The sequence below is a fragment of the Sneathiella sedimenti genome (assembly GCF_017313765.1).
GTDB lineage: Bacteria > Pseudomonadota > Alphaproteobacteria > Sneathiellales > Sneathiellaceae > Sneathiella > Sneathiella sedimenti.
This window is the reverse complement of sequence record NZ_JAFLNC010000002.1, coordinates 756,842-779,271: the sequence shown is the minus strand read 5'-3', so window position 1 is coordinate 779,271 and position 22,430 is coordinate 756,842. Positions and strand designations below refer to the sequence as shown.

At 58.6% G+C, this 22,430-nt stretch carries 19 protein-coding genes; 4 read left to right on the top strand and 15 right to left on the bottom strand.

Annotated features, from left to right (window positions below):
• Positions 1-49 precede the first annotated feature (49 nt).
• Positions 50-523, top strand: a complete 474-nt coding sequence (locus J0X12_RS08850; protein ID WP_207044411.1) for a GNAT family N-acetyltransferase — start codon at positions 50-52, stop codon at positions 521-523.
• On the opposite strand, the gene J0X12_RS08845 is transcribed toward J0X12_RS08850, so the two are convergent.
• The 6 genes from J0X12_RS08845 to J0X12_RS08820 all read right to left on the bottom strand — a co-directional run bounded on the left by J0X12_RS08845 (position 516) and on the right by J0X12_RS08820 (position 7,976).
• Complete coding sequence (locus J0X12_RS08845) at positions 516-1,883, bottom strand: glutamine synthetase family protein (RefSeq protein WP_207044409.1); 1,368 nt, start codon at positions 1,881-1,883, stop codon at positions 516-518. The two genes, J0X12_RS08850 and J0X12_RS08845, sit on opposite strands and share 8 nt — an antisense overlap.
• Positions 1,884-1,921: 38 nt before the next feature.
• Positions 1,922-2,728, bottom strand: coding sequence for a histidinol-phosphatase (gene hisN / locus J0X12_RS08840; RefSeq protein WP_207044407.1), 807 nt, complete (start codon positions 2,726-2,728; stop codon positions 1,922-1,924).
• A gap of 109 nt (positions 2,729-2,837) precedes the next feature.
• Positions 2,838-3,407, bottom strand: coding sequence for a sarcosine oxidase subunit gamma (locus tag J0X12_RS08835; protein ID WP_207044405.1), 570 nt, complete (start codon positions 3,405-3,407; stop codon positions 2,838-2,840).
• Positions 3,400-6,417: a sarcosine oxidase subunit alpha gene (locus tag J0X12_RS08830; RefSeq protein WP_207044403.1), complete on the bottom strand. Its 3,018-nt coding sequence runs from the start codon at positions 6,415-6,417 to the stop codon at positions 3,400-3,402. The genes J0X12_RS08835 and J0X12_RS08830 overlap by 8 nt, the downstream gene beginning before the upstream one ends.
• Positions 6,414-6,713 (bottom strand): sarcosine oxidase subunit delta, encoded by a 300-nt coding sequence (locus J0X12_RS08825; RefSeq protein ID WP_207044401.1) that lies wholly within the window; start codon positions 6,711-6,713, stop codon positions 6,414-6,416. The genes J0X12_RS08830 and J0X12_RS08825 overlap by 4 nt, the downstream gene beginning before the upstream one ends.
• A gap of 12 nt (positions 6,714-6,725) precedes the next feature.
• Positions 6,726-7,976 carry a sarcosine oxidase subunit beta family protein gene (locus tag J0X12_RS08820; RefSeq protein WP_207044399.1) on the bottom strand — a complete coding sequence of 417 codons (1,251 nt, stop codon included), beginning with the start codon at positions 7,974-7,976 and terminating at the stop codon, positions 6,726-6,728.
• 239 nt (positions 7,977-8,215) lie between these two features.
• On the opposite strand from J0X12_RS08820, the gene J0X12_RS08815 reads away from it, so the two are divergent.
• Both J0X12_RS08815 and J0X12_RS08810 read left to right on the top strand, forming a co-directional pair.
• The gene (locus tag J0X12_RS08815; RefSeq protein WP_207044397.1) at positions 8,216-9,910 is read left to right on the top strand and encodes a formate--tetrahydrofolate ligase; all 1,695 of its coding nucleotides are present in this window, start codon (positions 8,216-8,218) and stop codon (positions 9,908-9,910) included.
• Between the two features lie 136 nt (positions 9,911-10,046).
• On the top strand, positions 10,047-11,018 hold the full coding sequence (locus J0X12_RS08810) for a GlxA family transcriptional regulator (RefSeq protein ID WP_207044395.1): 972 nt from the start codon (positions 10,047-10,049) through the stop codon (positions 11,016-11,018).
• Here the strand turns inward: J0X12_RS08810 and J0X12_RS08805 are convergent.
• The 8 genes from J0X12_RS08805 to J0X12_RS08770 all read right to left on the bottom strand — a co-directional run bounded on the left by J0X12_RS08805 (position 11,015) and on the right by J0X12_RS08770 (position 19,871).
• Complete coding sequence (locus J0X12_RS08805) at positions 11,015-13,060, bottom strand: ASKHA domain-containing protein (protein ID WP_207044393.1); 2,046 nt, start codon at positions 13,058-13,060, stop codon at positions 11,015-11,017. The genes J0X12_RS08810 and J0X12_RS08805 overlap by 4 nt on opposite strands.
• A complete protein-coding gene (locus J0X12_RS08800; RefSeq protein WP_207044392.1) occupies positions 13,053-13,955 on the bottom strand; it encodes a methyltetrahydrofolate cobalamin methyltransferase in 903 nt (300 codons plus the stop codon). The genes J0X12_RS08805 and J0X12_RS08800 overlap by 8 nt, the downstream gene beginning before the upstream one ends.
• Before the next feature lie 91 nt (positions 13,956-14,046).
• Positions 14,047-15,138: a methylenetetrahydrofolate reductase gene (locus J0X12_RS08795; RefSeq protein WP_207044390.1), complete on the bottom strand. Its 1,092-nt coding sequence runs from the start codon at positions 15,136-15,138 to the stop codon at positions 14,047-14,049.
• Between the two features lies 1 nt (position 15,139).
• The gene (locus J0X12_RS08790; RefSeq protein ID WP_207044388.1) at positions 15,140-15,673 is read right to left on the bottom strand and encodes a methylenetetrahydrofolate reductase C-terminal domain-containing protein; all 534 of its coding nucleotides are present in this window, start codon (positions 15,671-15,673) and stop codon (positions 15,140-15,142) included.
• The gene (locus J0X12_RS08785) at positions 15,673-15,975 is read right to left on the bottom strand and encodes a virulence factor (RefSeq protein ID WP_207044386.1); all 303 of its coding nucleotides are present in this window, start codon (positions 15,973-15,975) and stop codon (positions 15,673-15,675) included. Before J0X12_RS08785 ends, J0X12_RS08790 begins: the two co-directional genes overlap by 1 nt.
• A gap of 4 nt (positions 15,976-15,979) precedes the next feature.
• Entirely contained in the window at positions 15,980-16,579 is a 600-nt protein-coding gene (locus J0X12_RS08780; protein ID WP_207044385.1) for a DUF1638 domain-containing protein, read from the bottom strand.
• 23 nt (positions 16,580-16,602) lie between these two features.
• Positions 16,603-17,289: a corrinoid protein gene (locus J0X12_RS08775; RefSeq protein WP_161316454.1), complete on the bottom strand. Its 687-nt coding sequence runs from the start codon at positions 17,287-17,289 to the stop codon at positions 16,603-16,605.
• 143 nt (positions 17,290-17,432) lie between these two features.
• Positions 17,433-19,871: a GcvT family protein gene (locus J0X12_RS08770; RefSeq protein ID WP_207044383.1), complete on the bottom strand. Its 2,439-nt coding sequence runs from the start codon at positions 19,869-19,871 to the stop codon at positions 17,433-17,435.
• Between the two features lie 277 nt (positions 19,872-20,148).
• On the opposite strand from J0X12_RS08770, the gene J0X12_RS08765 reads away from it, so the two are divergent.
• Positions 20,149-21,687: a trimethylamine methyltransferase family protein gene (locus tag J0X12_RS08765; protein WP_207044381.1), complete on the top strand. Its 1,539-nt coding sequence runs from the start codon at positions 20,149-20,151 to the stop codon at positions 21,685-21,687.
• On the opposite strand, the gene hutC is transcribed toward J0X12_RS08765, so the two are convergent.
• A complete protein-coding gene (gene hutC / locus J0X12_RS08760) occupies positions 21,684-22,418 on the bottom strand; it encodes a histidine utilization repressor (protein ID WP_207044379.1) in 735 nt (244 codons plus the stop codon). The genes J0X12_RS08765 and hutC overlap by 4 nt on opposite strands.
• Positions 22,419-22,430: the final 12 nt, after the last annotated feature.

Genomic DNA, 22,430 nt, shown 5'->3' with positions numbered 1-22,430 from the left:
AAGGAAGATAAAGAACGCGATTTTACCCCATGATAGGAATATTTCCGACATGTTGTCATCGCCAAAGATCAGACCCGCCAGTGAAAAGGATTGCCCGGAAATGACCGAGGTTGCCCTGACGGCCAAGGCTTTTTGGGGATATTCCGACGAATTCATGCGCGCCTGCGAGGCTGTTCTGACTGTCACACCGCGGATGATTACCGACTGGGACAGCGGTGTGATTGAGAGAAAAGGCCATATCGCGGGATTCTATCTCGCCTCATATGCACCAGAGGAGGCTGAACTTCAACTTCTCTATGTTTCCCCGCTGCATATGGGGAAAGGATACGGACGGGCCCTGCTCTCCCACGCGGTCCAGAAAGCGACAGGCCTGGGCTTCGGCCATCTCAGGATCGAGGCCGATCCCAACGCGGTCGGATTTTACCGCAGGATGGGGGCAAAGCAGATCGGCTGGTGCCGGTCAGAAGTCGAGGATGCGCGCGAACTTCCCCTCCTGAGCCTGCCCCTCAAGCCAATCAGATAATCTCGAAATAACGCTGCAATTCCCAGTCCGTAATGGCTTTGCGGAACTCCCGCTCCTCCCATTCGCGGGTCACGGCGTAATGATCGACGAAGGCATCACCAAAGAGCTCGCGCGCCGCCGTGGACTGTTTCAGCTTCTGCGTCGCATCCCAGAGGGTTTTGGGCAACGTAAGATCGTCCGGAAATTCCTGCTCATAGGCATTACCGACGACCGCCGCCGTTGGCTCGATCTTGTTCTCGATCCCCCAGAGACCGGACCCAAGCGCCGCCGCAATGGCGATATGCGGATTGATATCCGCCGCGGCGATCCGGTATTCCACACGCTGGGATTTTTCCGATCCGGGAATCACTCGCAGGGCCGTGGTGCGGTTCTCAATGCCCCAGCTTGCCTCCGTCGGTGCCCAGAAACCGGGAATCATCCGCGTATAGCTATTAATCGTGGGCGCGATCATGGCGAGAAGCTCCGGCATCAGCTTCTGTTGGCCACCGATGAAATGGCGCATGGTCTCGCTGAAATTACCTTCCTTGCTCTCGTCAAAGAAGAGCCCCTTGCCGTTCTTGTCCTGAAGCGAGAGATGAATATGTCCGCTCTGGCCCGGATAATCCGGCGACCATTTCGCCATGAAGGTGGCCATCAGGTCATTCTTTTGCGCCAGAATCTTGGTGAAGGTCTTGAACAATGCTCCCTTGTCGGCAGCCTTCAATACCTCGTCATAGGCGAGCGCCGCTTCCAGCACACCGGGTCCGGTTTCGGTATGGAGGCCTTCAATCGGAATGTCCATTGTCTGGCAGAGTGAGAGAAGCTGCTCGTAAAAATCATGCTCGACAGAGGCGCGCAGCATTGAATACCCGAAAAAGCCGGGCGTGAAATTGGTAAGGTCGCGATAGTTCTTCTCGCGTACCGAATGCGGGGTCTCCCGGAAGAGGAAAAACTCATACTCGCAGGCAGCGGTTGCCTTGATCCCCATATCCGCCGCCCGCTTAATCACCCGCTTGAGGGTCTGGCGCGGGCAGACATGGGCGGCGCGGTCGCCGAATTCAAGCTGGAAAAACAGCATGTTATCTTCTAGCGGTAATTCCCGGCAGCTATCGATGATCGGCACCACCTTGGCATCGGCGTAACCGTTCGACCAACCGGTATAGCTGTCGCTGTCGTAGAGCTGGTCATTGACGTCCCAGCCGAGCACCACATCGCAAAAGCCGAACCCGGTTTCAAGAATGCTGAAGAATTTGTCTTTGCTGAGATACTTGCCGCGCAGAACGCCGTCGATGTCGAAGACGCCCACCTTGACGAACTCAAGGTCACGATCTTCAATGATGCTGCGGGCGTCAGTGACTGTTTTTACGTAACGCGCGTCCATATATTCTCCCTTCCAGATGCGCCGACTGCCAGCCTACTCTAACGGCCCAAAATCTCAAGCGCCTGTTGATGAAGTTCTTTCGTTGCTGCGGCAACAATTGAGCCGTCCGAATTAAGGTTCGGTCGGTTGCCCGACCAGTCCGTAATCACGCCGCCCGCCTCCTCGATCACCGGGACGAGGGCCATATAGTCATAGGACTGCAAACCGGTTTCCACCGCAAGATCCGCCCAGCCGGACGCCACCATCGCATAGATATAGCAATCGCCGCCGTATCGGCGAAGGCGTGTCTTCTGGCTCAAGGACTGAAATTTCTCACGGTTCTGCGGCGTGAAATACTCGACGGAGGTGGTCATCAGAATGGCTTCCTCAAGGGACCGGCAGCCGCTGGTCCGGCATGGTTTGCCGTTGAAGAAGCAGCCCTCTCCCCTGACGCCGATCCAGAACTCGTCAAGTTCGGGCATGGAAATCGCCCCGATCTGGGCGTTCTTGTCCCGCGTATAGGCCAGCAGCGTGCCATAGAGAGGTAAACCGGAAATAAAGCTTTTGGTGCCGTCGATCGGGTCCACCACCCAGATTTCAGATAGTTCCTTGCCCTCGAATCCATGTTCCTCACCGAGAATGCCATGACCCGGATAACGCTCCGTGATCATTTCGCGCAGCCGCGTCTCGCATTCCCTGTCAGCGATGGTGACCGGGGACTTATCCATTTTCTGGATAACATCGATGGGTTTGCGGAAATAGGACCGGGTAACGGATGCCGCGGTCCTGGCCAACGAACAGGTAAATTCCGTTAAATCGGCGAGTTCGCCTTTAACGGGGGCTGTCATAACAACGGTTTTGGACATAGGTTCACGGATCGCCTGTGAATTCGGATGCTCCTACATAGCAGCAGAGGCGGCACAACTCCACATTTAATCCATCCAATTTACGGTGAAATCAACAAATTCCAAAAAATTATGCGGGCGCGCCATACTCTGCGAGAGCTTCCGCCAACCAGGCCCCGACATAACGGCTAAAGGAACTGCGGACGTAAATATGGAACGCATCCTCTCCCACCTGCTCGACAATGGCCTGCGATTTTGCGATCAATGTCTGGACGCAATCACCGGGCGCGAAGACCCGCGGATGAAAATCAAACTCCGAGCTTTTCATCAGTACATGATGACCATGCGGGCCCGACAGCTCAAATATCGTTCGGTTGGCGCTAACGTCGTTGATTGCGACATGCTGACCCGTGAGCGCGTTTTCAAGCCTATGCACGAGTGCGTCCGCTTCCCCCTCACCGATCAGCAGCCACTCATCCGGCGACAACCAGAGCGCCTTATGGTCTTTCCCCGTCGCAACCTTGTTGGGCGTTATGGGCAAATCGATACCGGTCGCGGTCTTCACTGCCGTCATGAAGGACGACTCATCGAGGATCCCGCGTAAATTCACCTGTGCTCGCGGAGAAAGCTCCGTAAGCCCTGCGGGGAAATCTCTCGCAATCGCGGCGGCGGGGGTTATCCAGGGGCTATTTTTAGCCATTCAAGCGCTCCCCTTCCTTGTCATAGAATACCGGATCGACAATTTCTGCCGTCACGGTTTTGCCCTCTAGCGGGGCAAAGATTTTCTGCCTCTTCCGGTCATGGCCGCCTTTCACCAGCGCCAGCGCGATGGAGCGTCCAAGCGTGGCGCTGTAATAACTCGACGTTACATGTCCCGCCATCGGCATGGGTTTCGGCGCGTGCGGATCGAAGACAAGCTGCGCCCCTTCGGGCAGGACGTCATCCGGCTTATCGGTCAGGAGCCCGACAAGCTGCTTGCGGTCCTTGCGGGCGGTATCCGTCCGCGTGAAGGATCGCTTGCCGATAAAGTCCGGCTTCACCTTGGAGACAATCCAGTCCATCCCCAGGTCCTGCGGTGTGGTGGTGCCATCCGTCTCCTGTCCGACAATGATGAAGCCTTTCTCGGCGCGCAGGATATGCATACTTTCCGTGCCGTAGGGCGTGATATCAAATTCCGCGCCTGCCGCCATGACCGCCTCCCACAGCGCCTGGCCGCATGTCCAGGGCACGTTGATCTCGTAGGTGAGCTCGCCCGTGAAGCTGATGCGGAAAACCCGCGCCTTCAGCCCGGCAACAGTGCCTTCCTTAAAGGAGAGAAAGGGAAAGTTCTCGTGGGAAATATCCATCTCCGGCGCGAGCTTTTTGAGCACTGCCCCCGCCTTCGGTCCGGCAATGGAAACCGTTGCCCATTGCTCAGTGACCGAGGTGCAATAGACTTTCAAGTCCGTCCATTCGGTCTGCAGATATTCCTCCAGCCAGTCGAGCACGCCGGCCGCCCCGCCCGTGGTGGTGGTCATCAGAAAGCGATCGTCGGCCAGCCGCGCCGTGGTGCCGTCGTCAAAGACCATGCCGTCCTCATGGCACATCAGGCCATAGCGCACCCGCCCGACGCCAAGCTTGAGCCAGGCATTCGTATAAATTCGGTTCAGGAACTCCGCCGCGTCCGGCCCGCGAATATCGATTTTCCCCAAGGTGGACGCATCGAGAACCCCAACGCCGTTCCGAACGGCGAGACATTCCCGGTTGAGCGCCTCCTGCATGGTCTCGCCTGCTTTCGGAAAGTACCAGGGGCGCTTCCATTGCCCGACATTCTCGAACAGGGCGCCATTATTCACATGCCAGTCATGGATACTGGTGACCCTAACCGGGTCGGACCAGTCGCCAAGATTGCGCCCGGCCAGTGCGCCATAGGAAACCGGTGTGTAAGGTGGACGGAACGTTGTCGTGCCGATCTTGGGGATCGGCTTTTCCAGAATACCGGAGAGAATGGCCAGTGCGTTGATATTGGACGTCTTCCCCTGATCCGTGCCGAATCCGGTCAGGGTATAGCGTTTGATATGCTCAACCGATTCAAAGCCTTCGCGCACGGCTAGCTCGATATCCGCCGCCGTCGTATCATTTTGCAGATCGACGAAATGCTTTGCCATCCCTTCCCCGATCGGGCGCGATCCGGGCACGACCCAAAAGGGTTCAATTTCGCCAGCATCAGGTTCATCGATTTCCGGCGCGGCGGGTTTGCGTTTCGGGGTGAAACCGGTCGCGCGCGCCGCATCGGCCCCCGCCTTATATCCACCCGCGAGGCAGTCTTTTAAGGAGAACTGACCGGCGAGTGCGCCGGCCACCTGCTGCACCTGCCGGGGCGTGCCGGGAAGGAAGCAAGCCTTCGCCTCATCATAATGAAGCTGGCCTTGCGACTGGCTGAACAGATGGACAACCGGGCTCCAACCGCCCGACATGGCGACAAGATCGCAGTCGATCGAGCGGGCCGCGGAAGTATAGACCTTCGCGCCCTTCTGGATTTTACGCACCTCGACGCTCTCAACCCGTTTGCCGCCGGACGTGCCGGTGATTGCGTACCCCGCCAGAATCTCGATATCGAGGGCGCGCGCTGCATCGACAAGCTCCCCGCTCACCTCATGCCGACAGTCAATGATCGCGACCACATCGCCGCCCGCCGCCTGCAGGTCAATCGCCGCCTCATAGGCTGCATCATTATTGGTGAACAGCACCATCTTCTTGCCCGGCAATACACCATAGCGGTTCACATAAGTCTGAACGGCACCTGCGAGCATGATGCCCGGCCGATCGTTGTCAGCAAAGACGAGCGGGCGTTCATGGGCCCCGGTGGCAAGCACCACCTGTCCCGCGCGGACATGCCAGACCCGCTGCCTCACCTTGCCCTTGCGTTCTGCTGCAGGCAGATGATCGGTTTTCTGCTCCAGCACGCAGAGATAGTTATGATCATAATAGCCGAAGGTGGTCGAGCGCCGCAGCAAGGTGACATCGGGCATGGCCTCCAGTTCCGCCACCATATCGGCGATCCAGGCGGTCTCATCCTTGCCGCCGATCTGCCGTTTTGTCGAAAGTAGGCTCCCGCCGAACTCACTCTGTTCATCGACCAGCAGGACCCGCGCGCAGGACCGACCTGCCGCCAGCGCCGCCATCAGGCCCGCCGGACCGCCGCCAACCACCATCACCTCTACATGCAGATGCATATGATCATAAATATCCGGATCACTCGTTGTCGGCGCCCTGCCCCAACCGGCAGCACGCCGGATAACCGGCTCATAGAGCTTCATCCAGAGAGACCGCGGCCACATAAAGGTCTTGTTATAGAAGCCCGCCGTCATGATCTTGGCAAACAGGCCGTTGATCGCACTGATATCAAACTCGACATTCGGCCAGACATTGACGCTGGAGGCCGTCAGTCCCTCATAGAGCGAAATCTGCGTCGCGCGGATATTGGGCTCGGTCGTCGCCCCTTCTCCAAGCTGGACCATGGAATTGGGCTCTTCCGCCCCGGCGGCAACGATGCCGCGCGGCCGGTGATACTTGAAGCTGCGCCCCAGAAGATGCACCCCATTCGCCAGCAACGCCGAGGCAAGTGTGTCGCCCTCATAGCCGATGTAGCTTTGGCCGTTGAAGGTGAAATTTATTGCCTTCCTGCGGTTGATGCGGCCGCCGGAAGTTGCGCGGAAATGTTGCGTCATTTGGCGCCTCCCGCAGGTTTGGGCAGCTTCGGTGGTTTCTCGCCCATCTTGTAGGCACCGACAATCTCATGGGTGACGGTGTGACGGATCACATTGAACCAGCGGCGACAGCCATGACTATGCAGCCAGCGCTCGGCAAAATAACCCTTCGTATTCTTGCGCATGAAGAGAAACGCCGCCCAATCCGTATCATCGAGCATGGCGGGATCCTCCGGACGGGCAATATGCGCCTCCCCGCCATAGCGGAATTCCGTTTCATGTCGTTTGCCGCACCAGGGGCAGTCGATATTGAGCATCTCTTTCGCCTCCTAATGCGCGACGCCAGCGGCGCCATGTTCATCGATAAGGGCACCGCTCTCGAACCGTGCGAGGCTGAAGGGCGTGTTCAAGGGATGCGGCGCGTCGTTTGCGAGCGTATGGGCGAAGCACCAGCCTGATCCCGGCGTGGCCTTGAACCCGCCCGTGCCCCAGCCGCAGTTGAAATAGAGGCCTTCCACCGACGTACCGGACAGGATCGGCGAGGCATCGGGGCAGGTATCGACGATGCCGCCCCAAGTCCGCATCATCCGCACCCGGCTGAATATCGGGAAAAGTTCCAGGCAGGCCCCTAGCTGGTGCTCGATCACATGGAAGCTGCCCCGCTGGGCGTAGGAATTAAAGCTGTCGATCCCGGCGCCCATGACCAGTTCCCCCTTATCCGACTGGCTGACATAGACATGCACCGCGCCCGACATGACAACACAATCAATCACCGGCTTGATCGGTTCGGAGACAAGCGCCTGCAACGGATGGCTGGTGACCGGCAGGCGGATGCCCGCCATCTCCGCGATGACGGAACTGTGGCCCGCCGCGACCACGCCGATTTTCTTGGCCGCAATATCGCCGCGCGTCGTCTCGACGCCGGTGACCTTGCCGCCTTCCCGCTTGATGCCCGTCACTTCGCAATTCTGGATGATATCGACACCCAGCGCGTCGGCCGCGCGGGCATAGCCCCAGGCGACACTGTCATGGCGGGCAACACCGCCCCGCCGTTGCAAGGTTGCGCCGAGAACCGGATGCCGTGCGGATTTGGAGATATTGATGATCGGACAGAAGTCCTTGACCCCCTCCGCATCCAGCCATTCCGCGTCGACGCCATTAAGGCGGTTGGCATTGACCCGGCGCACCCCTTCACGCACATCGCCGAGGCTATGGGCGAGATTGAGGACGCCGCGCTGGCTCAACATCACATTGTAGTTGATGTCCTGCGACAGCCCTTCCCAGAGCTGGAGCGATTTCTCATAGATCGCCGCGCTTTCATCCCAGAGGTAGTTGGACCGGACAATGGTCGTATTACGCGCCGTATTGCCGCCACCGAGCCAGCCTTTCTCCAACACGGCGATATTGCGCACGCCATGTTCCTTCGCGAGGTAATAGGCGGTGGCGAGGCCATGCCCGCCGCCGCCGATGATGATCACGTCATAGGTGGCTTTTGGCTCCGGACTGCGCCATTGCTTCGGCCAGTTTTTATGGCCTGTCAGCGCATTACGCGCGATCGTGAAGATCGAATATTTGACCATGAAAATTCCTCACTCCGTCCGGACACAGGGGACCTTGCCATCTTAGCGCCACCGGCAACCGTCGCAAATGGTCATTTACTAGAAAATTAGCGACATCCACATGACCCGCCTTCCCCGCTCCGCATGTTGAAGAATAAGTGTCGTTTTATGAATAGCCACCGGCCGGTTGTCCCGCCACTCTGACCGAAACGGCCGGAAAACCAGAGAATACCGGCCCTTCAGGGGGAGAACAGAGCACAATGACCGACCAACACACGAATCCCAAAAGCGATATCGACATTGCGCAGGCCGCCTCCATGAAGCGGATCGCCGAGGTGGCGACGGAAAGTCTCGGGATTGACGCTGACAATCTGGAGCCTTACGGCCATTACAAGGCGAAGCTCTCCCTCGACTATATCAACAGCTTGAAAGACAAGCCGGACGGCAAGCTGATCCTGGTGACTGCCATGACCCCGACCCCGGCCGGCGAAGGCAAGACGACCACCACCGTCGGCTTGGGGGATGGGCTGAACCGGATCGGCAAGAAGACAATTATCTGCCTGCGGGAACCTTCCCTGGGCCCCTGCTTCGGCATGAAGGGGGGCGCGGCGGGCGGCGGCTATGCGCAAGTCGTTCCGATGACCGACATCAACCTGCATTTCACCGGCGACTTTCATGCCATCGGTGTCGCCAACAACCTGCTCGCGGCAATGGTCGACAACCACATCTACTGGGGCAACCAGCTCGGTCTCGATGAGCGGCGGATCATCTGGCGACGGGTTGTAGACATGAACGACCGGGCGCTTCGCAATATCGTCAACAGTCTCGGCGGGATCGCCGACGGCTTCCCCCGCGAGGACCATTTCGATATCACCGTTGCCTCCGAGGTGATGGCGATATTCTGCCTCGCCACCGATATTGACGACCTGAAACGCCGTCTTGGAAATATCATCGTCGGCTATACCCGAGAGAAGGAACCGGTGTTCGCAAAAGACCTGAATGCCCATGGCGCGATGACCGTGCTGCTGAAGGATGCGTTCCAACCCAACCTCGTGCAGACGTTGGAAAACAACCCCGCCTTCATTCATGGCGGACCCTTTGCCAATATCGCCCATGGCTGCAATTCCGTGCTGGCAACCAAGACAGCGCTCAAGCTCGCCGACTATGTGGTGACCGAGGCCGGTTTCGGCGCCGATCTCGGTGCAGAGAAGTTCCTCGACATCAAATGCCGCAAGGCCGGCTTGAAACCCGAAATCGCGGTCGTGGTGGCCACCATCCGTGCGCTCAAGATGCATGGCGGCGTAACGAAAGAAAACCTTTCCACGGAAAACGTCAAGGCGGTTACGGATGGCGCGGAAAATCTCTCCCGCCATGTGGAGAATTTGAAGAAATTCGGCCTTCCGGTCGTCGTCGCCATCAACAAATTCTCTGCCGATACGGAAAACGAAGTCAACGAGGTTCGCCAGATCTGCGCGGAGCTGGGCGTCGATGCCATCGAATCGGATCACTGGGGGAATGGCGGCGCGGGCGCAGAAAAACTCGCCCGGGCTGTTGTCGCCAAGATCGACCAGAACGGCAGCAACTACGCCCCGCTTTATAACGACGCGCTGCCACTCTGGGACAAGGTCCGCACCGTCGCCCAGACGCTTTATGGCGCACAGGGCATCATTGCCGACAAGAAGGTCCGCGACCAGTTCAAGGAACTACAGGACGGCGGATTCGGTCATTACCCGGTCTGTATCGCCAAGACGCAGTACAGCTTCTCCACCGACCCGAACCTGAAAGGCGCGCCCAGCAACCATGTTGTCCCGATCCGTGAGGTGCGTATCTCGGGCGGGGCGGAATTCGTGGTCGCGGTCTGCGGCAATATCATGACCATGCCGGGCCTCCCGCGCGTTCCAGCCGCCAGTGCCATCGACGTGAATGAAGACGGCGACATCGTCGGCCTCTTCTGACCTGCCCTGACTATCAGGATTTAGGCGGTGCTTGCGCCGCCTAATCGGCTGATTGCATCAAAAAAATGATTGTCTTTTTTGTAATCTGAATTAGCGTTTAGACATACAAAGTAATTTTTCGCTGGAAGTCACGAATTTGAAAAGTGAAACGAAAGCCCCGGGCGGCACGCACAGAATTGGCTTTTGTCTATTGCCCGAATTTTCATCGCTTGCTTTCATCTCTGCGGTTGAACCGCTTCGACTGGCAAACCGTCTCAGCGACAAGACTATCTACAGCTGGGAATGTTTTTCTATCGACGGTAAACCCGCTGTCAGCTCCGCCGGGATAGAATTCTCTGTCCAGGGCAGCATCAACGACATGCCCGCGCTGCCGACGGTCTTTACCTGCGGCGGGATCAATATCCACAAACATACGGAACCGCATATCATTGCGACTTTGCGGCGGCTGTCGTCCCATGGCTCCAGTCTCGGTGCGATTTGCACAGGCCCGCATGTGCTGGCCAAGGCGGGCCTCCTGAAAGGCTACCGCTGCACCATCCATTGGGAGAACCTGTCGGGCTTTATCGAGGATTTTCCCGATCTCGACATCACGTCAGAGCTGTTCGAGATTGACCGCAACCGGTATACCTGCGCCGGCGGTACTGCCTCGCTTGACATGATGCTGAGCCTGATCGCGAATGAAACCAGCCAGGAACTGGCGCTTGCTGTCGCCGACCAGCTGATTTACCACCGCATCCGGGAGGGTACGGAACGCCAACGGATGGAGCTGCGGGCCCGCCTCGGTATCTCCCACCCCAAACTGCTCGCCGCCATCGCCTGTATGGAGGACAACCTAGAAGAACCGCTAAGTTGCAGCGATCTTGCCACCAAGGTCGGCCTCTCAACCCGTCAGTTGGAGCGGCTGTTCCAAAAATATCTCGATTATTCGCCGACGCGTTATTATCTCGGGCTGCGGCTCGACCGGGCGCGCTATCTACTGACCCAGACCAGCCTGCCGATCATCGAGGTGGCGCTTGCCTGCGGTTTTGTCTCGGCGTCGCATTTCTCCAAATGCCACCGGGAACATTTCGGCCGTACCCCAAGTGACGAGCGGCGCGTCCGACATTAATCCGCGGCCTCCACTTTGCCCCGGCGACGGCGTCGACGCCCCCCTTCGCCGGAAGTATCAGAGAGCATTTTCGGCGCAGGCAGCTTGACCGCCTTGGAGAGTTCCGGATACGGTGCGGTCTTATGCGGAATGGCCATCGCCTCGACAAAATATTGCTGGAAATTTGGCTCGACCGCCGTTTCGATCTTCTCGACCGTTTTCACCAGTTCCTCAATCTCGTCCCGTGCGGAATTGTTAAGTAGGGCAATCCGCGCCCCGACACCGGCCGCATTGCCGACAGCCTGAACCTCCTTGAGGTTGCAGTCGGGAATCATCCCGAGCACCATTGCGTATTTCGTATCGATATGGCTGCCGAATGCCCCGGTAAGCTGGATCCGGTCCACCTTTTCCAGGTCGAGCTTGTCCATCAGCAGTTTCGCGCCCGCATAGAGCGCGGCCTTGGCCAGCTGGATCGCCCGGACATCGGTCTGGTAGATCTTGATCTCGCTCTCGCCATCGCGGATGACATAGGAGAAGGTGCGCCCGTCGGCAACGATCCGCGGACTTTTCGCCGCCATGGCACCGTCAATCACGCCGTCGCTGCTTAAAATTCCGGCGAGATACATCTCCGCGATCACCTCGATAATGCCAGAGCCGCAAATGCCGGTAACGCCGATTTTCCGCGTCTCCTCCTCGAACCCATCCTCATCCGACCAGAGATCGGAGCCGATCACCTTGAAGCGCGGTTCCAGGGTTTCCGGATCAATGCGCACCCGCTCAATCGCGCCGGCCGCAGCCCGCTGGCCACAGGAAATCTGCGCCCCCTCGAAGGCAGGCCCGGTCGGTGACGATGCCGCAAGCAACCGTTCATTATTCCCGAGCACGATCTCCGCATTGGTGCCGACATCGATGATCAGTGTCATCTGCTCTTGCAGATAGGGCGCCTCGGAGAGGATAACCGCCGCCGTATCCGCTCCCACGTGACCCGCGATACAGGGCAGGAAATAGGCGCGGCAGTCCGGGTTCGACGTCATGCCCACCTCGCTCGCCCAGATCGTCATCGCCGAATTGGTGGCGAGGGCGAAGGGAGCGCCGCCAAGCTCCGTCGGGTCGATACCGAGGAGGAGATGATGCATGATCGGATTGCCGACAAAGACCGCATTCAGGATATCATCGGGATCGACTTTCGCCTCTGTTGTCACTTCCGCGATCAGGCCATTGATGCCCGAGCGGACAGCCTCCGTCAGCAACAACTCCCCGCCGGGGTTCATCATCACATAGGAAACCCGGCTCATCAGGTCCTCGCCATACCGGATCTGCGGGTTCATCATGCCCGAAGAAGCAATTACCGCGCCCGTCGACAAATCACACAGATGCATGGCGATGGTGGTGGACCCGACATCGACCGCGATGCCATAGGCCTGATTATTGAAACCCGGCCAGATTTTCGTGATCCGGGTACCGCGATGAACCGCGACGGTAACACTCCAATGACCGTCCCGCAGGACCTTCTGGAGTTTCTGCAGGGTGCGGATATCACATTCCAGATTCTCGAGGTCCCATTGCTGTTTCAGTGCCGCGCAGAGCCGTTCGAAATCACCGGTCGGATTATGCATGTCCGGCTCCAGCACCTGCACGAAATGCAGCCGGATCGCGGGGTCCATCTCGATCTTCCGGTCATCCGCCTGCTTGACGACGACCTGCTTATGCACCTGGCTGGTGGCCGGCACGTCGATCACCGCATCGCCGAGCAGCAACGCCTGACAGCTCAGCCGCCTTCCGTCTTTCAAATTGCGCCGTTCTTTGTACTTTTGCTCCACCTCATTAAAGGCCGAGAGGGAACTTTTGTGGCTGGTCACGCCATGCTTGGAGAATTTCCCGACCGTCATGTCCACCTGGCAGCGGCCGCATATACCGCGACCGCCACAGACGCTGTCGATATCCACGCCGAGAAGCCGCGCCGCCTCCAGAACCGGCGTGCCGTTCGGGAAACGTCCCCTCTTGCCGGAGGGCATGAAGGCGATCAGGTGGGTTTTCTTCTTTACCAGTGACCGGTCAGGCATTGCGTCTCCGCCGCCGACTTGCGCGGCGGGCCTCATCGCTGCCTTCGGCTGCCGGTTCGCGGAAGGTCTTGATCCAGCTCACGCAGTTCGGGTCATGCCCCATGACCACATTCGCGCCCTTGATCGCCGCCATTTCGGGTTCATGCAGCGGATTGGTAATGGCCGAGGTCATGCCGGCGCCGATAGCCATGGAAAGAAACGCCGCGTTCATGCCATGACGGTTGGGCAGACCAAAACTGAAGTTGGACGCGCCGCAGGTCGTATTGACTTTCAGTTCCTCGCGGAGGCGACGGACCAGCGACATCACCTGCCGCCCCGCATCATTGAGGGCCCCCACCGGCATCACCAGCGGGTCAACCACGACATCGGAGGCCGGAATGCCGTAATCCTGTGCCCGCTCGACAATCTTCTTGGCGACCGCAAAGCGCACGTTCGGGTCCTCTGAAATACCGGTTTCATCATTGGAGATGGCGACGACCGCCGCGCCATATTTCTTGACCAGCGGAAGAACCGTTTCCAGCCGATCTTCTTCCCCGGTAACGGAGTTCACAAGTGGCTTACCCTGATACACGGAAAGGCCCGCCTCAAGCGCGGCAACGATGGAACTGTCGATGGAGAGCGGCACATCCGTCAGGCTCTGCACGAGTTGGATCGCCTCCGCCAGGATACGCGGCTCATCAGCGAGCGGGATGCCCGCATTCACATCAAGCATTTGGGCCCCGGCAGCGACCTGTGCCAACGCATCCGATTCCACGCGGCTATAGTCGCCATTCTTCATTTCCTCGGCCAGGAGCTTGCGACCGGTCGGGTTGATGCGCTCCCCGATAATTACGAAAGGGCGGTCAAACCCGATGATAACTTCCCGTGTCGCTGAGGAAATAAGGGTATCCGTCATGCTGCCATACCTTCACTGAACGGGGCTTTCGCCGATTGTCACTCTTTTTCATTAAACGGCAGAACCGCTTATTCTCTTGTTCAGGACCGACTTAGTGTTCCTCAAAAGCGGCAGCGACCGCCTCCTCCGGATCAATGGGATGCTCTGACTGGTCCTTGACGGTTTCAATGGCTTCGGCGACCGCCTCGTAATCGGGGTTGTTTTCACGCGTCCAGGGACGGCGCCCCTTTAAAATGCCGGATTCATGGACGATCTCGGCGACCAGTTCCTCCTGCCGGTAGGCCATGACATGTGCGCCGGAGACGCCCTTCATCTCGCGCACATGCTGGAGCATTTCGATGCAGATTTTCTTGCCTTCCAGCTTCTGGTTCTCTGCGCCTTCCAGCCGGTCGATGATCGAATCCGGGATATGGATGCCCGGTACATTGCTGCGGATCCATTTGGCGGCCCGGGCAGAGGCAAGTGGCCCGACCCCGACCAGGATATAGCATTGCTCATCCAGCCCCATATCGCGCACCTGATCCATATAACGTTCCAGCATGGGGATATCGAAGCAATATTGTGACTGCACAAACTGCGCCCCGGCCTCGATCTTCTTGGCAAGGCGCAAGGGCCGGAAGTCGTAGGGTGGCGCGAAGGGATTGATCGCGGCGCCAAGGAAAACCTGCGGCGGCGAGGTGATCTTGCGCCCGGACAAAAACCGTCCCTCATCGCGCATTAGACGGATGGTCCGGAGCAGAGACATGCAATCCAGATCAAAGACCGGTTTCGCGCCGGGCTGGTCCCCGGCCTGCACCCCGTCACCGGTCAGGCAGAGGATGTTGTTTACCCCCATCGCCGCCGCGCCCAGCACATTTCCCTGAATGGCGATGCGGTTATGATCGCGGCAGGAAATCTGCATGATCGGGGAATAGCCGACACGGGTCAGCAGCGCGCAAATCCCGACCGAGGACATATGACAGTTGGCGCCAGATCCGTCGGTCGCATTAATCCCGTCGACCCAGCCGTCAAAAACTGCGCCGCGGTCAAATACCTCGTTAGGATCCGCGCTGTCCGGCGGGTTAAGCTCGGCCGTGACAGCAAATTCCCCGGCGCGCAGCACCCTTTCCAGCCGCCCGCGGGAGGTATGTCCCGGTAGCGGCGGCAAGGGTGAGCTTATGTCGTGGGGCGTGGGCGTCATCATGTCAACCGGCCTCTGTTTTCTGCGCGTCTTTCTCTTCCGCAGACTGGGCAGTTGCCCGCAGCCAGGCGGAGGACCCGCGCCAGGAATGATCGACCGGCGGCTGGACATGCAGGATGTTATCTCCCGCCCGCATATTCCGGCTGCCCTTCCAGGCCTGCACCCAGACGCAGGGCATATCCGGCTCCACCTCGCAGTTGCCGTTCGCCCGCACCCCGCCGCATGGACCGTTGCGCAGGGATTTCGGACAGTTCATCGGGCAGGACATGCCGGTATCGCTGAGCACGCATTGCCCGCACATCCGGCAGTCGAAAAGAAAGCTCTTCACTGTCTTCTCAATCAGCACCACCGGCTTTTCAGCGCGCTTGTATCCAACGAACTTCCAGAACGGGTGCAGTTTCAGAAAAACACCCGCCAGAAGCTTGTAGATTCGCTCCAGCCCGCGGGAATGGCGCACGGACCATAGCCGCACCGAATAGAAGGCGCGCGAGCGGGTCACAGGACTGCGACTTGCGGGCTGGTAGGCGGATTTCGGCATCAAGTCTCCTTCCGGCCGCCGGAGACGACCAGCGCCCGGAGGGCCGCGTCATCATAAGCCGCCTCAAGGGACGTAGCGCATGCCTCCGCCAATGATTGAAGATCGCCGTCAACACTTTCGGGGTCGCCCTTGCGCCATCCTTCCAGATAGGCGTCGCTGTCATGGGACTTGTCGCGCATGGCGGCCATGTCGATTGCCTCCTGAAACCGGCTGGAAAGCAGGATCTTGGCGTTCTGCCGCCCCTGCTTGACTACGATCTGGGACGGAATATCGCGCCAATACAGAATGGAAAGTTGCGCCATCGCCCTACCCCGCCTTCTGGTTCAGGAAGTCCCCCAGGCCGGAAAGCCCCGTAAACCTGTATTCATAGTCAAGGGAGAGCTGCTCCGCCGCGGCCCGCGCCTTGTCCTGCAGTTCCGCATTGTCGATCTGGGATAGATAGAGCAGCTTTTCATAATTGCCGAAGTAAAGCGGCAGCAGCTCCGGGTGCTTGTCAATGCCGAGCCCCTCGATAATCAGCCTATCGAAATACCGGGCGAGAAAGTCCGTTAGATAAAAGGTGGCGGGTTCCGCATCGGCAATTGCCGCAAACGCCGCCGCACCGGTGTAGAATTCGTAGCAATGCGCGCCGGCAATCCGCTCAACGCCTTCCTCATTCAGCACCTTGTCCAGCCCGCCGCCCGTTCCACAATCGCCATAGAGCGCGAGAATTTGATCGAACCGGTCGCGATTTTCATGAATTTTTTTCCGCATCGCCTCCGGGATTAGGGCGGGCCGGTTATGCAGCTTGGCCGGCAGGCAGGTCACCTCCATATGATCCCAGCCATTCGCCCGGATCACGGCGAAGCATTCCTCTGCCAGCGCGCCGCAGGCGATTAAAAGCGTTTTCCCCGGCGCAGTTGTCATTTCACGCTCCTCCGCCCCTGGCGTCAGGCCGCGCGGCGTTCGGCGACCATTTTCTGGGCAATCTCCACAGTCATGGCCGCATCCCGGCCATAGGCGTCCGCCCCGACACTCTCGGCAAATTCCTCATTCAGCGGGGCGCCACCCACCATGACGATATAATCGTCGCGGATGCCCTTTTCCTTCATCGTGTCGATGACGACCTTCATATAGGGCATGGTGGTCGTCAGCAGCGCCGACATGCCGATGATGTCGGGCTTATGTTCCTCCAGCGCCTCAAGATATTTTTCGACCGGATTGTTGATGCCGAGATCCACCACCTCGAAGCCCGCGCCTTCCATCATCATGATGACAAGGTTCTTGCCGATGTCATGGATATCGCCCTTGACGGTGCCAATGACCATCTTCCCGGCCTTTGGCGCGCCGGTTTCAGCGAGCAGCGGTTTCAGGATCGCCATACCCGCCTTCATCGAGTTGGCGGCCAACAGCACTTCGGGCACGAACAGGATACCGTCCCGGAAATCAATGCCGACAATGCGCATCCCTTCAACCAGAGCCTCCGTCAGGACCCTGTAGGGTTCCCAACCGCGTTCCAGAAGGATGTTCACCCCCTCGCAAATCTCATCCGCCAGTCCGTCATACAAATCATCATGCATCTGTTCGACGAGTTCCCCGTCATCCAGGGCCGAGAGGTCAATATCATCATCTTCCATCGAAATCTCCACAGACTAATAAAAACGCATTCTGCTCTATCCAAAAAGTGTCATATAAGCCGCCGCGCAAAACTATTCCCGCGCAGACATGGAATAATTTTCCTGCGACACTTTTGTCGAAATTGGAACAAAGCCTCCAAATTTCAGGCCCTCAACCGTTCATTTTCAGGGTCAAAGACCGATTCCTCAATGACGGTCGCGGGATAGCGCGTCCCCAGGATTTCGATCTCCAGCCGGGTGCCGATGGCCTCCATCCCGGCCTTGATGTACCCTTGCGCCAGGCTCTTCTTGACCCAGTGGCCATAAGCTCCTGCGGTTGCCCGGCCAACAATATTTCCACTTGTATCGTAAAGCGGCTCGTTCCCGAGCGGATCGGCATTCGTGATTCCGTCCACCTCAAGGCAGACAAAGGATTGGGGCACGCCCTCTTCCTTCTGCCTGATCAACGCGTCCCGGCCGATGAAATCGCCCTTGTCGAGATGGACGAAGCGCTCCAGACCGGCCTCAAACACGGAATATTCACGGGTCAGGTCCTGCCCCCACATACGATAGTTCTTTTCCATGCGCAGGCTGTCCATGGCGCGCATGCCGCACATGCCGAGGCCGAATTCCTCCCCCGCCTCCACAATCGCGTCATAGATATGGTTCTGGTACTCGATCGGGTGATGCAGCTCCCAGCCGAGGTCGCCGACAAAATTAACGCGAAGGGCCCGGCAAGGCGCCAGACCGACGGTGATATGCTGTCCGGTCAGCCATTTAAAGCCATTGTTGGAAAGGTCGGCATCGGTGATTTTGCGAAGGATATCGCGGGATTTCGGCCCCGCCAGCACCAGCACCCCATGTGCCGTTGTGACGTTATCGAGGCGGACCGAGCCGTCATCCGGTAAATGCTTCAGCAGATAATCATGATCAAATCGTTCCGCCGCCCCGGAACTGACCAGATAGAACGCTTCCGGCCCGTCTCGCATGATGGTGAATTCGGAGCGAATACCGCCCCGCTTATTCAGCGCGTGGGAGAGATTAATACGCCCGATTCCTTTCGGCAGCTTGCGACAGACAAGCCGGTCGAGATAGGCCTCCGCCCCCGGTCCCGTCACCTCGAATTTCGAAAAGCTGGTGATGTCAATCAGCCCGGCATTTGTGCGGGTGTTGATAACTTCATTACCGACATGCTCGAAATAGGTGGAGCGGCGAAAACTCCATTGATCCTTCGGCTCCACCCCTTTTGGCGCGAACCAGTTGGGCCGTTCCCAGCCATAGCGTTGGCCGAACACCGCCCCGCGCGCCGCCATGCGGTCATGACAGGGACTCATTTTTAGAGGGCGTCCCGCGCCGCGTTCCTCATCGGGATAATGGATAACGAAGACATGCTCATAGCATTCCTCATTCTTGATCTTGGTATAAGGCTTGGTGGCATAGGCACCGAAGCGGCGCGGGTCGACATCCATCATGTCGATGCCGGGCTCGCCTTCGGTGATCCATTCGGCGAGCTGCCAGCCGGAGCCGCCCGCCGCTGTTACGCCAAAACTATGGCCTTCGTTGATCCAGAAATTCTTGAGGCCCCAGGCCGGGCCGATCATCGGGCTGCCGTCGGGGGTATAGGCGATGGGGCCGTTGACGATATCCTTGATCCCCGCATCGGCAAAGGTCGGTACGCGCTTGATCGCCGCCTCCACATGCGGCATCAGCCGTTCCAGATCGCCGGGGAACAGATCCTGCCCGAAGGTATCCGGGACGCCATCAACGAAACAGGCGGGCGCACCCTTCTCATACGGACCGAGGATATAGCCCTGCCGTTCCTCCCGCAGGTAATAAGACGCGTCACTCTCCCGCAGGACGGCCATTTCCGGCAGGCCGGCCTTCTTGCGCTCGATCAGTTCCGGCACCTCGTCGGTGACAATATATTGATGCTCCACGGGGATAACCGGAATATCGAGACCAACCATGGAGAGCGTCTGGCGGGCGTAGTTGCCGGTGCAGCTGACCACATGCTCGGCGGTGATATCGCCCTTGTTGGTGCGGACCAGCCATTCGCCGTTCTTCTGCTGCTCAATGGAGAGAACCTCTGTATGGCGGTTGATCTCCGCCCCACCATTCCGCGCGCCGATCGCCATGGCGTTGGTCACATCCACCGGCGCGATATGGCCGTCATCGGGATGATAGAGAGCGCCGACCAGACCATCGGTATCAGAAAGCGGCCAGAGCTCCTTCACCTGTTTCGGCGTGATGATCTCATACGGCACGCCAATGGTGTTCGCGGTGCCGCAGTATTTGAGATATTCATCCATGCGTTCCTTGTTCGTCGCAAGACGGAGGTTCCCGGTGACATGGAAGCTGACATTCTGCCCGGTCTCGGCCTCAAGCCTTTTATAAAGGTCGACGCTGTATTTATGGATCTGCCCGACGGCATAGCTCATATTGAAGAGCGGGAGGAGGCCTGCTGCATGCCAGGTTGATCCGGCGGTGAGTTCCGTCCGTTCCAGCAGGACCACATCGGACCACCCCTTCTTGGTCAGGTGATAGGCCGTGCTGACCCCGACAACGCCGCCGCCAATGACAACTACCCGCGCATGTGATTTCATTTTGTCCGTCCCCTTTGCCCTGCAGCATGCCCGAGAGGCATAGATTTTCCCTCCGTCCACCGTGGCGATTGCGCTTTTAAATCGCTAACAGGTCTCCGACGCTCCCTGTTCCTTAGCCGTCATGCCTGTCACCCGCCCTGACGTGCCATTCGGCGACTGTTCTATATTCGCCAGAGAAATCCGGAAAAAGACGCCCACTGGCTAGTCCGCGCGCGGATATCCGATTTAATTTCATGAAAGACGCGCTTCTGTCTGGTGAGACAAGCTGGAGGAAATCATGAGTGCAAGAGAAGGTCGCAGCAATCGGAGAGGGCGCGATGCCCGCCGTGAGGCACGGGCAAGCAACAACGCCCGCCATATCCCCTATATCAAGCGGAATATTCCCGTTACCAACCTCACCAGCAATGAGGCACTTGAGATTATCGAGGCGAATGCCGACACGATCCTTGAGGAAATCGGCCTTGAATTCCGCGATGACCCGGAATCGCTGGCGCTCTGGAAATCCGTCGGGGCGGATGTGCAGGGTGCACGCGTGCATTTCCCGAAAGGCCTCTGCCGGGATCTTTTGAAAACCGCGCCAGCCGAGTTCACCCAATATGCGAGAAATCCCGCGAACAGTGTCCAGATCGGCGGCAATAATACGGTACTGGCACCAGTCTACGGCCCGCCCTTCGTGCATGATCTCGACAAGGGTCGCCGCTATGGCACGATCAAGGATTTCGAAAATTTCGTGAAGCTCGCCTATATGGCACCCGCCATGCATCATTCCGGTGGCACGGTCTGCGAGCCGGTCGACCTGCCCGTCAACAAGCGGCATTTCGACATGGTATACAGCCATATCAAATATTCCGACAAGCCCTTCATGGGCTCCGTCACCGCGCCAGAACGGGCACAGGACAGCGTGGATATGGCCTCCCTTGTCTTCGGGGAGGAGTTCGTGCAAAACAACTGCGTGATGCTGAACCTGATCAATGCCAACTCCCCCATGACCTATGATGCGACCATGCTGGGCGCGCTCAAGACCTATGCGGCGAATAATCAGGCCTGCGTCGTCTCCCCCTTTATCCTCTCGGGCGCCATGAGCCCGGTTTCGGGAGCCGGCACCCTGTCGCAACTACTCGCAGAGGCTTTAGCGGGCTGCGCCCTCACACAAATCATCAAGCCGGGCACGCCGGTCATTTTCGGCACCTTCGTCAGTTCCATCTCGATGCAGTCGGGCGCGCCAACCTTCGGCACTCCGGAAAGCAGCCTCGTCCTGAATGGGGCAGCGGAACTTTCTCGGCGTTTGAACCTGCCGTTCCGCTCCGGCGGATCCTTTACGGCCTCCAAATTGCCGGACGCGCAGGCCGCCTATGAGAGTGCGCAAACGCTGCTGATGACACTTCTTTCGGGCGTGAATTTCTCGCTTCATGCGGCGGGCTGGCTCGAGGGCGGGCTCTGTTCATCCTACGAGAAATTCGTCATGGATATTGATCAATGCGCAATGATGGAAGTGCTGGCGCGTGGCATTGATGTCAGCGAGAATGGCCAGGCCATGGATGCGGTGCGGGAGGTCGGGCCGGGCGGCCATTTCCTCGGCTGCGCCCATACGCAGGCGAATTTCGAGGATGCCTTCTACCGGTCCCGCACCGCCGACAACAACTCGGTCGAACAATGGCAGGCGGACGGCTCCAAGGACACGGCCATGCGCGCCAACGCCATCTGGAAGCAGATGCTCGCCGACTATCAGGCGCCCGCCCTCGATCAGGGCATTGATGAGGCGTTGCAGGAGTTCATGGCGAAGCGAAAGGCCTCCTTACCCGATTCGAATGTCTAGCGATCGGCGGTAAAGGCTCCGCCGAAAGCAAAACGGCTGCCCGGATGATAGAGCCGGACCGTGGTGATCATCTGCTCCCCAGCGTAGGTGTGCCGCTCCAGCGTGAGGACGGGCTCCCCCTCTTTCAGGCGGAGCAGGCGTTTTTGCTCGTCCGTCGGGATATCGGCACTGATGCGGTGGTCGGCATGGCTGTAGGGCATGGTGCGGATTAGGAAGCCGCTTGGTGTCTCGTCCGAAAAATCCTGCTCGATAAAGGCCGGAACAAGGGACGGATTGACATAGCGTTCCTCCAGCTCCACCGGTACGCCATTTTCAGAATGCAGCATCAGACAATGATAGAGACGATCCCCCTGCCCGACCATCAGGTCCTCAAGCTCGGCCGGAACCGCAATTTCCAGCAGGCTCAGGAGTTCGGCACTATGGTCCCCACCGCGCGCGGCAATTTCCGTCGCAATATTGCGGATCTCCAATAATCCTGATTCAAGCTTGCTCGGCGCGACAAAGGTGCCTGACCCCTGCCGCCGCGCCAGAACCCCCTCCTGCGTCAATTCCCGAAGCGCCCGGTTAATGGTCATGCGGGAGGCTTTCAGCTCCTCAACAAGGGCATGTTCCGTCGGTATCCTGTCGCCCTCGCGCCACTCTCCCGTGCCGATCTTGTGAAGAATCAGGTCCTTGATCTGCTGATAGAGCGGGCCGGAAGTTTTTATTCTGAGGTCATTAATGTTATTCATTACGCTGTCCAA

Bases quoted from the DNA above. Each gene is read 5' to 3' on its own strand.
- J0X12_RS08830 (WP_207044403.1), bottom strand. From the start codon at position 6,417: ATGACGCAACATTTCCGCGCAACTTCCGGCGGCCGCATCAACCGCAGG.
- J0X12_RS08845 (WP_207044409.1), bottom strand. From the start codon at position 1,883: ATGGACGCGCGTTACGTAAAAACAGTCACTGACGCCCGCAGCATCATT.
- J0X12_RS08795 (WP_207044390.1), bottom strand. From the start codon at position 15,138: ATGATGACGCCCACGCCCCACGACATAAGCTCACCCTTGCCGCCGCTA.
- J0X12_RS08765 (WP_207044381.1), top strand. From the start codon at position 20,149: ATGAGTGCAAGAGAAGGTCGCAGCAATCGGAGAGGGCGCGATGCCCGC.
- J0X12_RS08850 (WP_207044411.1), top strand. From the start codon at position 50: ATGTTGTCATCGCCAAAGATCAGACCCGCCAGTGAAAAGGATTGCCCG.
- J0X12_RS08815 (WP_207044397.1), top strand. From the start codon at position 8,216: ATGACCGACCAACACACGAATCCCAAAAGCGATATCGACATTGCGCAG.
- J0X12_RS08780 (WP_207044385.1), bottom strand. From the start codon at position 16,579: ATGACAACTGCGCCGGGGAAAACGCTTTTAATCGCCTGCGGCGCGCTG.
- J0X12_RS08800 (WP_207044392.1), bottom strand. From the start codon at position 13,955: ATGACGGATACCCTTATTTCCTCAGCGACACGGGAAGTTATCATCGGG.
- hutC (WP_207044379.1), bottom strand. From the start codon at position 22,418: ATGAATAACATTAATGACCTCAGAATAAAAACTTCCGGCCCGCTCTAT.
- J0X12_RS08820 (WP_207044399.1), bottom strand. From the start codon at position 7,976: ATGGTCAAATATTCGATCTTCACGATCGCGCGTAATGCGCTGACAGGC.
- J0X12_RS08785 (WP_207044386.1), bottom strand. From the start codon at position 15,975: ATGGCGCAACTTTCCATTCTGTATTGGCGCGATATTCCGTCCCAGATC.
- J0X12_RS08835 (WP_207044405.1), bottom strand. From the start codon at position 3,407: ATGGCTAAAAATAGCCCCTGGATAACCCCCGCCGCCGCGATTGCGAGA.
- J0X12_RS08805 (WP_207044393.1), bottom strand. From the start codon at position 13,060: ATGCCTGACCGGTCACTGGTAAAGAAGAAAACCCACCTGATCGCCTTC.
- J0X12_RS08770 (WP_207044383.1), bottom strand. From the start codon at position 19,871: ATGAAATCACATGCGCGGGTAGTTGTCATTGGCGGCGGCGTTGTCGGG.
- J0X12_RS08825 (WP_207044401.1), bottom strand. From the start codon at position 6,713: ATGCTCAATATCGACTGCCCCTGGTGCGGCAAACGACATGAAACGGAA.
- hisN (WP_207044407.1), bottom strand. From the start codon at position 2,728: ATGTCCAAAACCGTTGTTATGACAGCCCCCGTTAAAGGCGAACTCGCC.
- J0X12_RS08790 (WP_207044388.1), bottom strand. From the start codon at position 15,673: ATGCCGAAATCCGCCTACCAGCCCGCAAGTCGCAGTCCTGTGACCCGC.
- J0X12_RS08775 (WP_161316454.1), bottom strand. From the start codon at position 17,289: ATGGAAGATGATGATATTGACCTCTCGGCCCTGGATGACGGGGAACTC.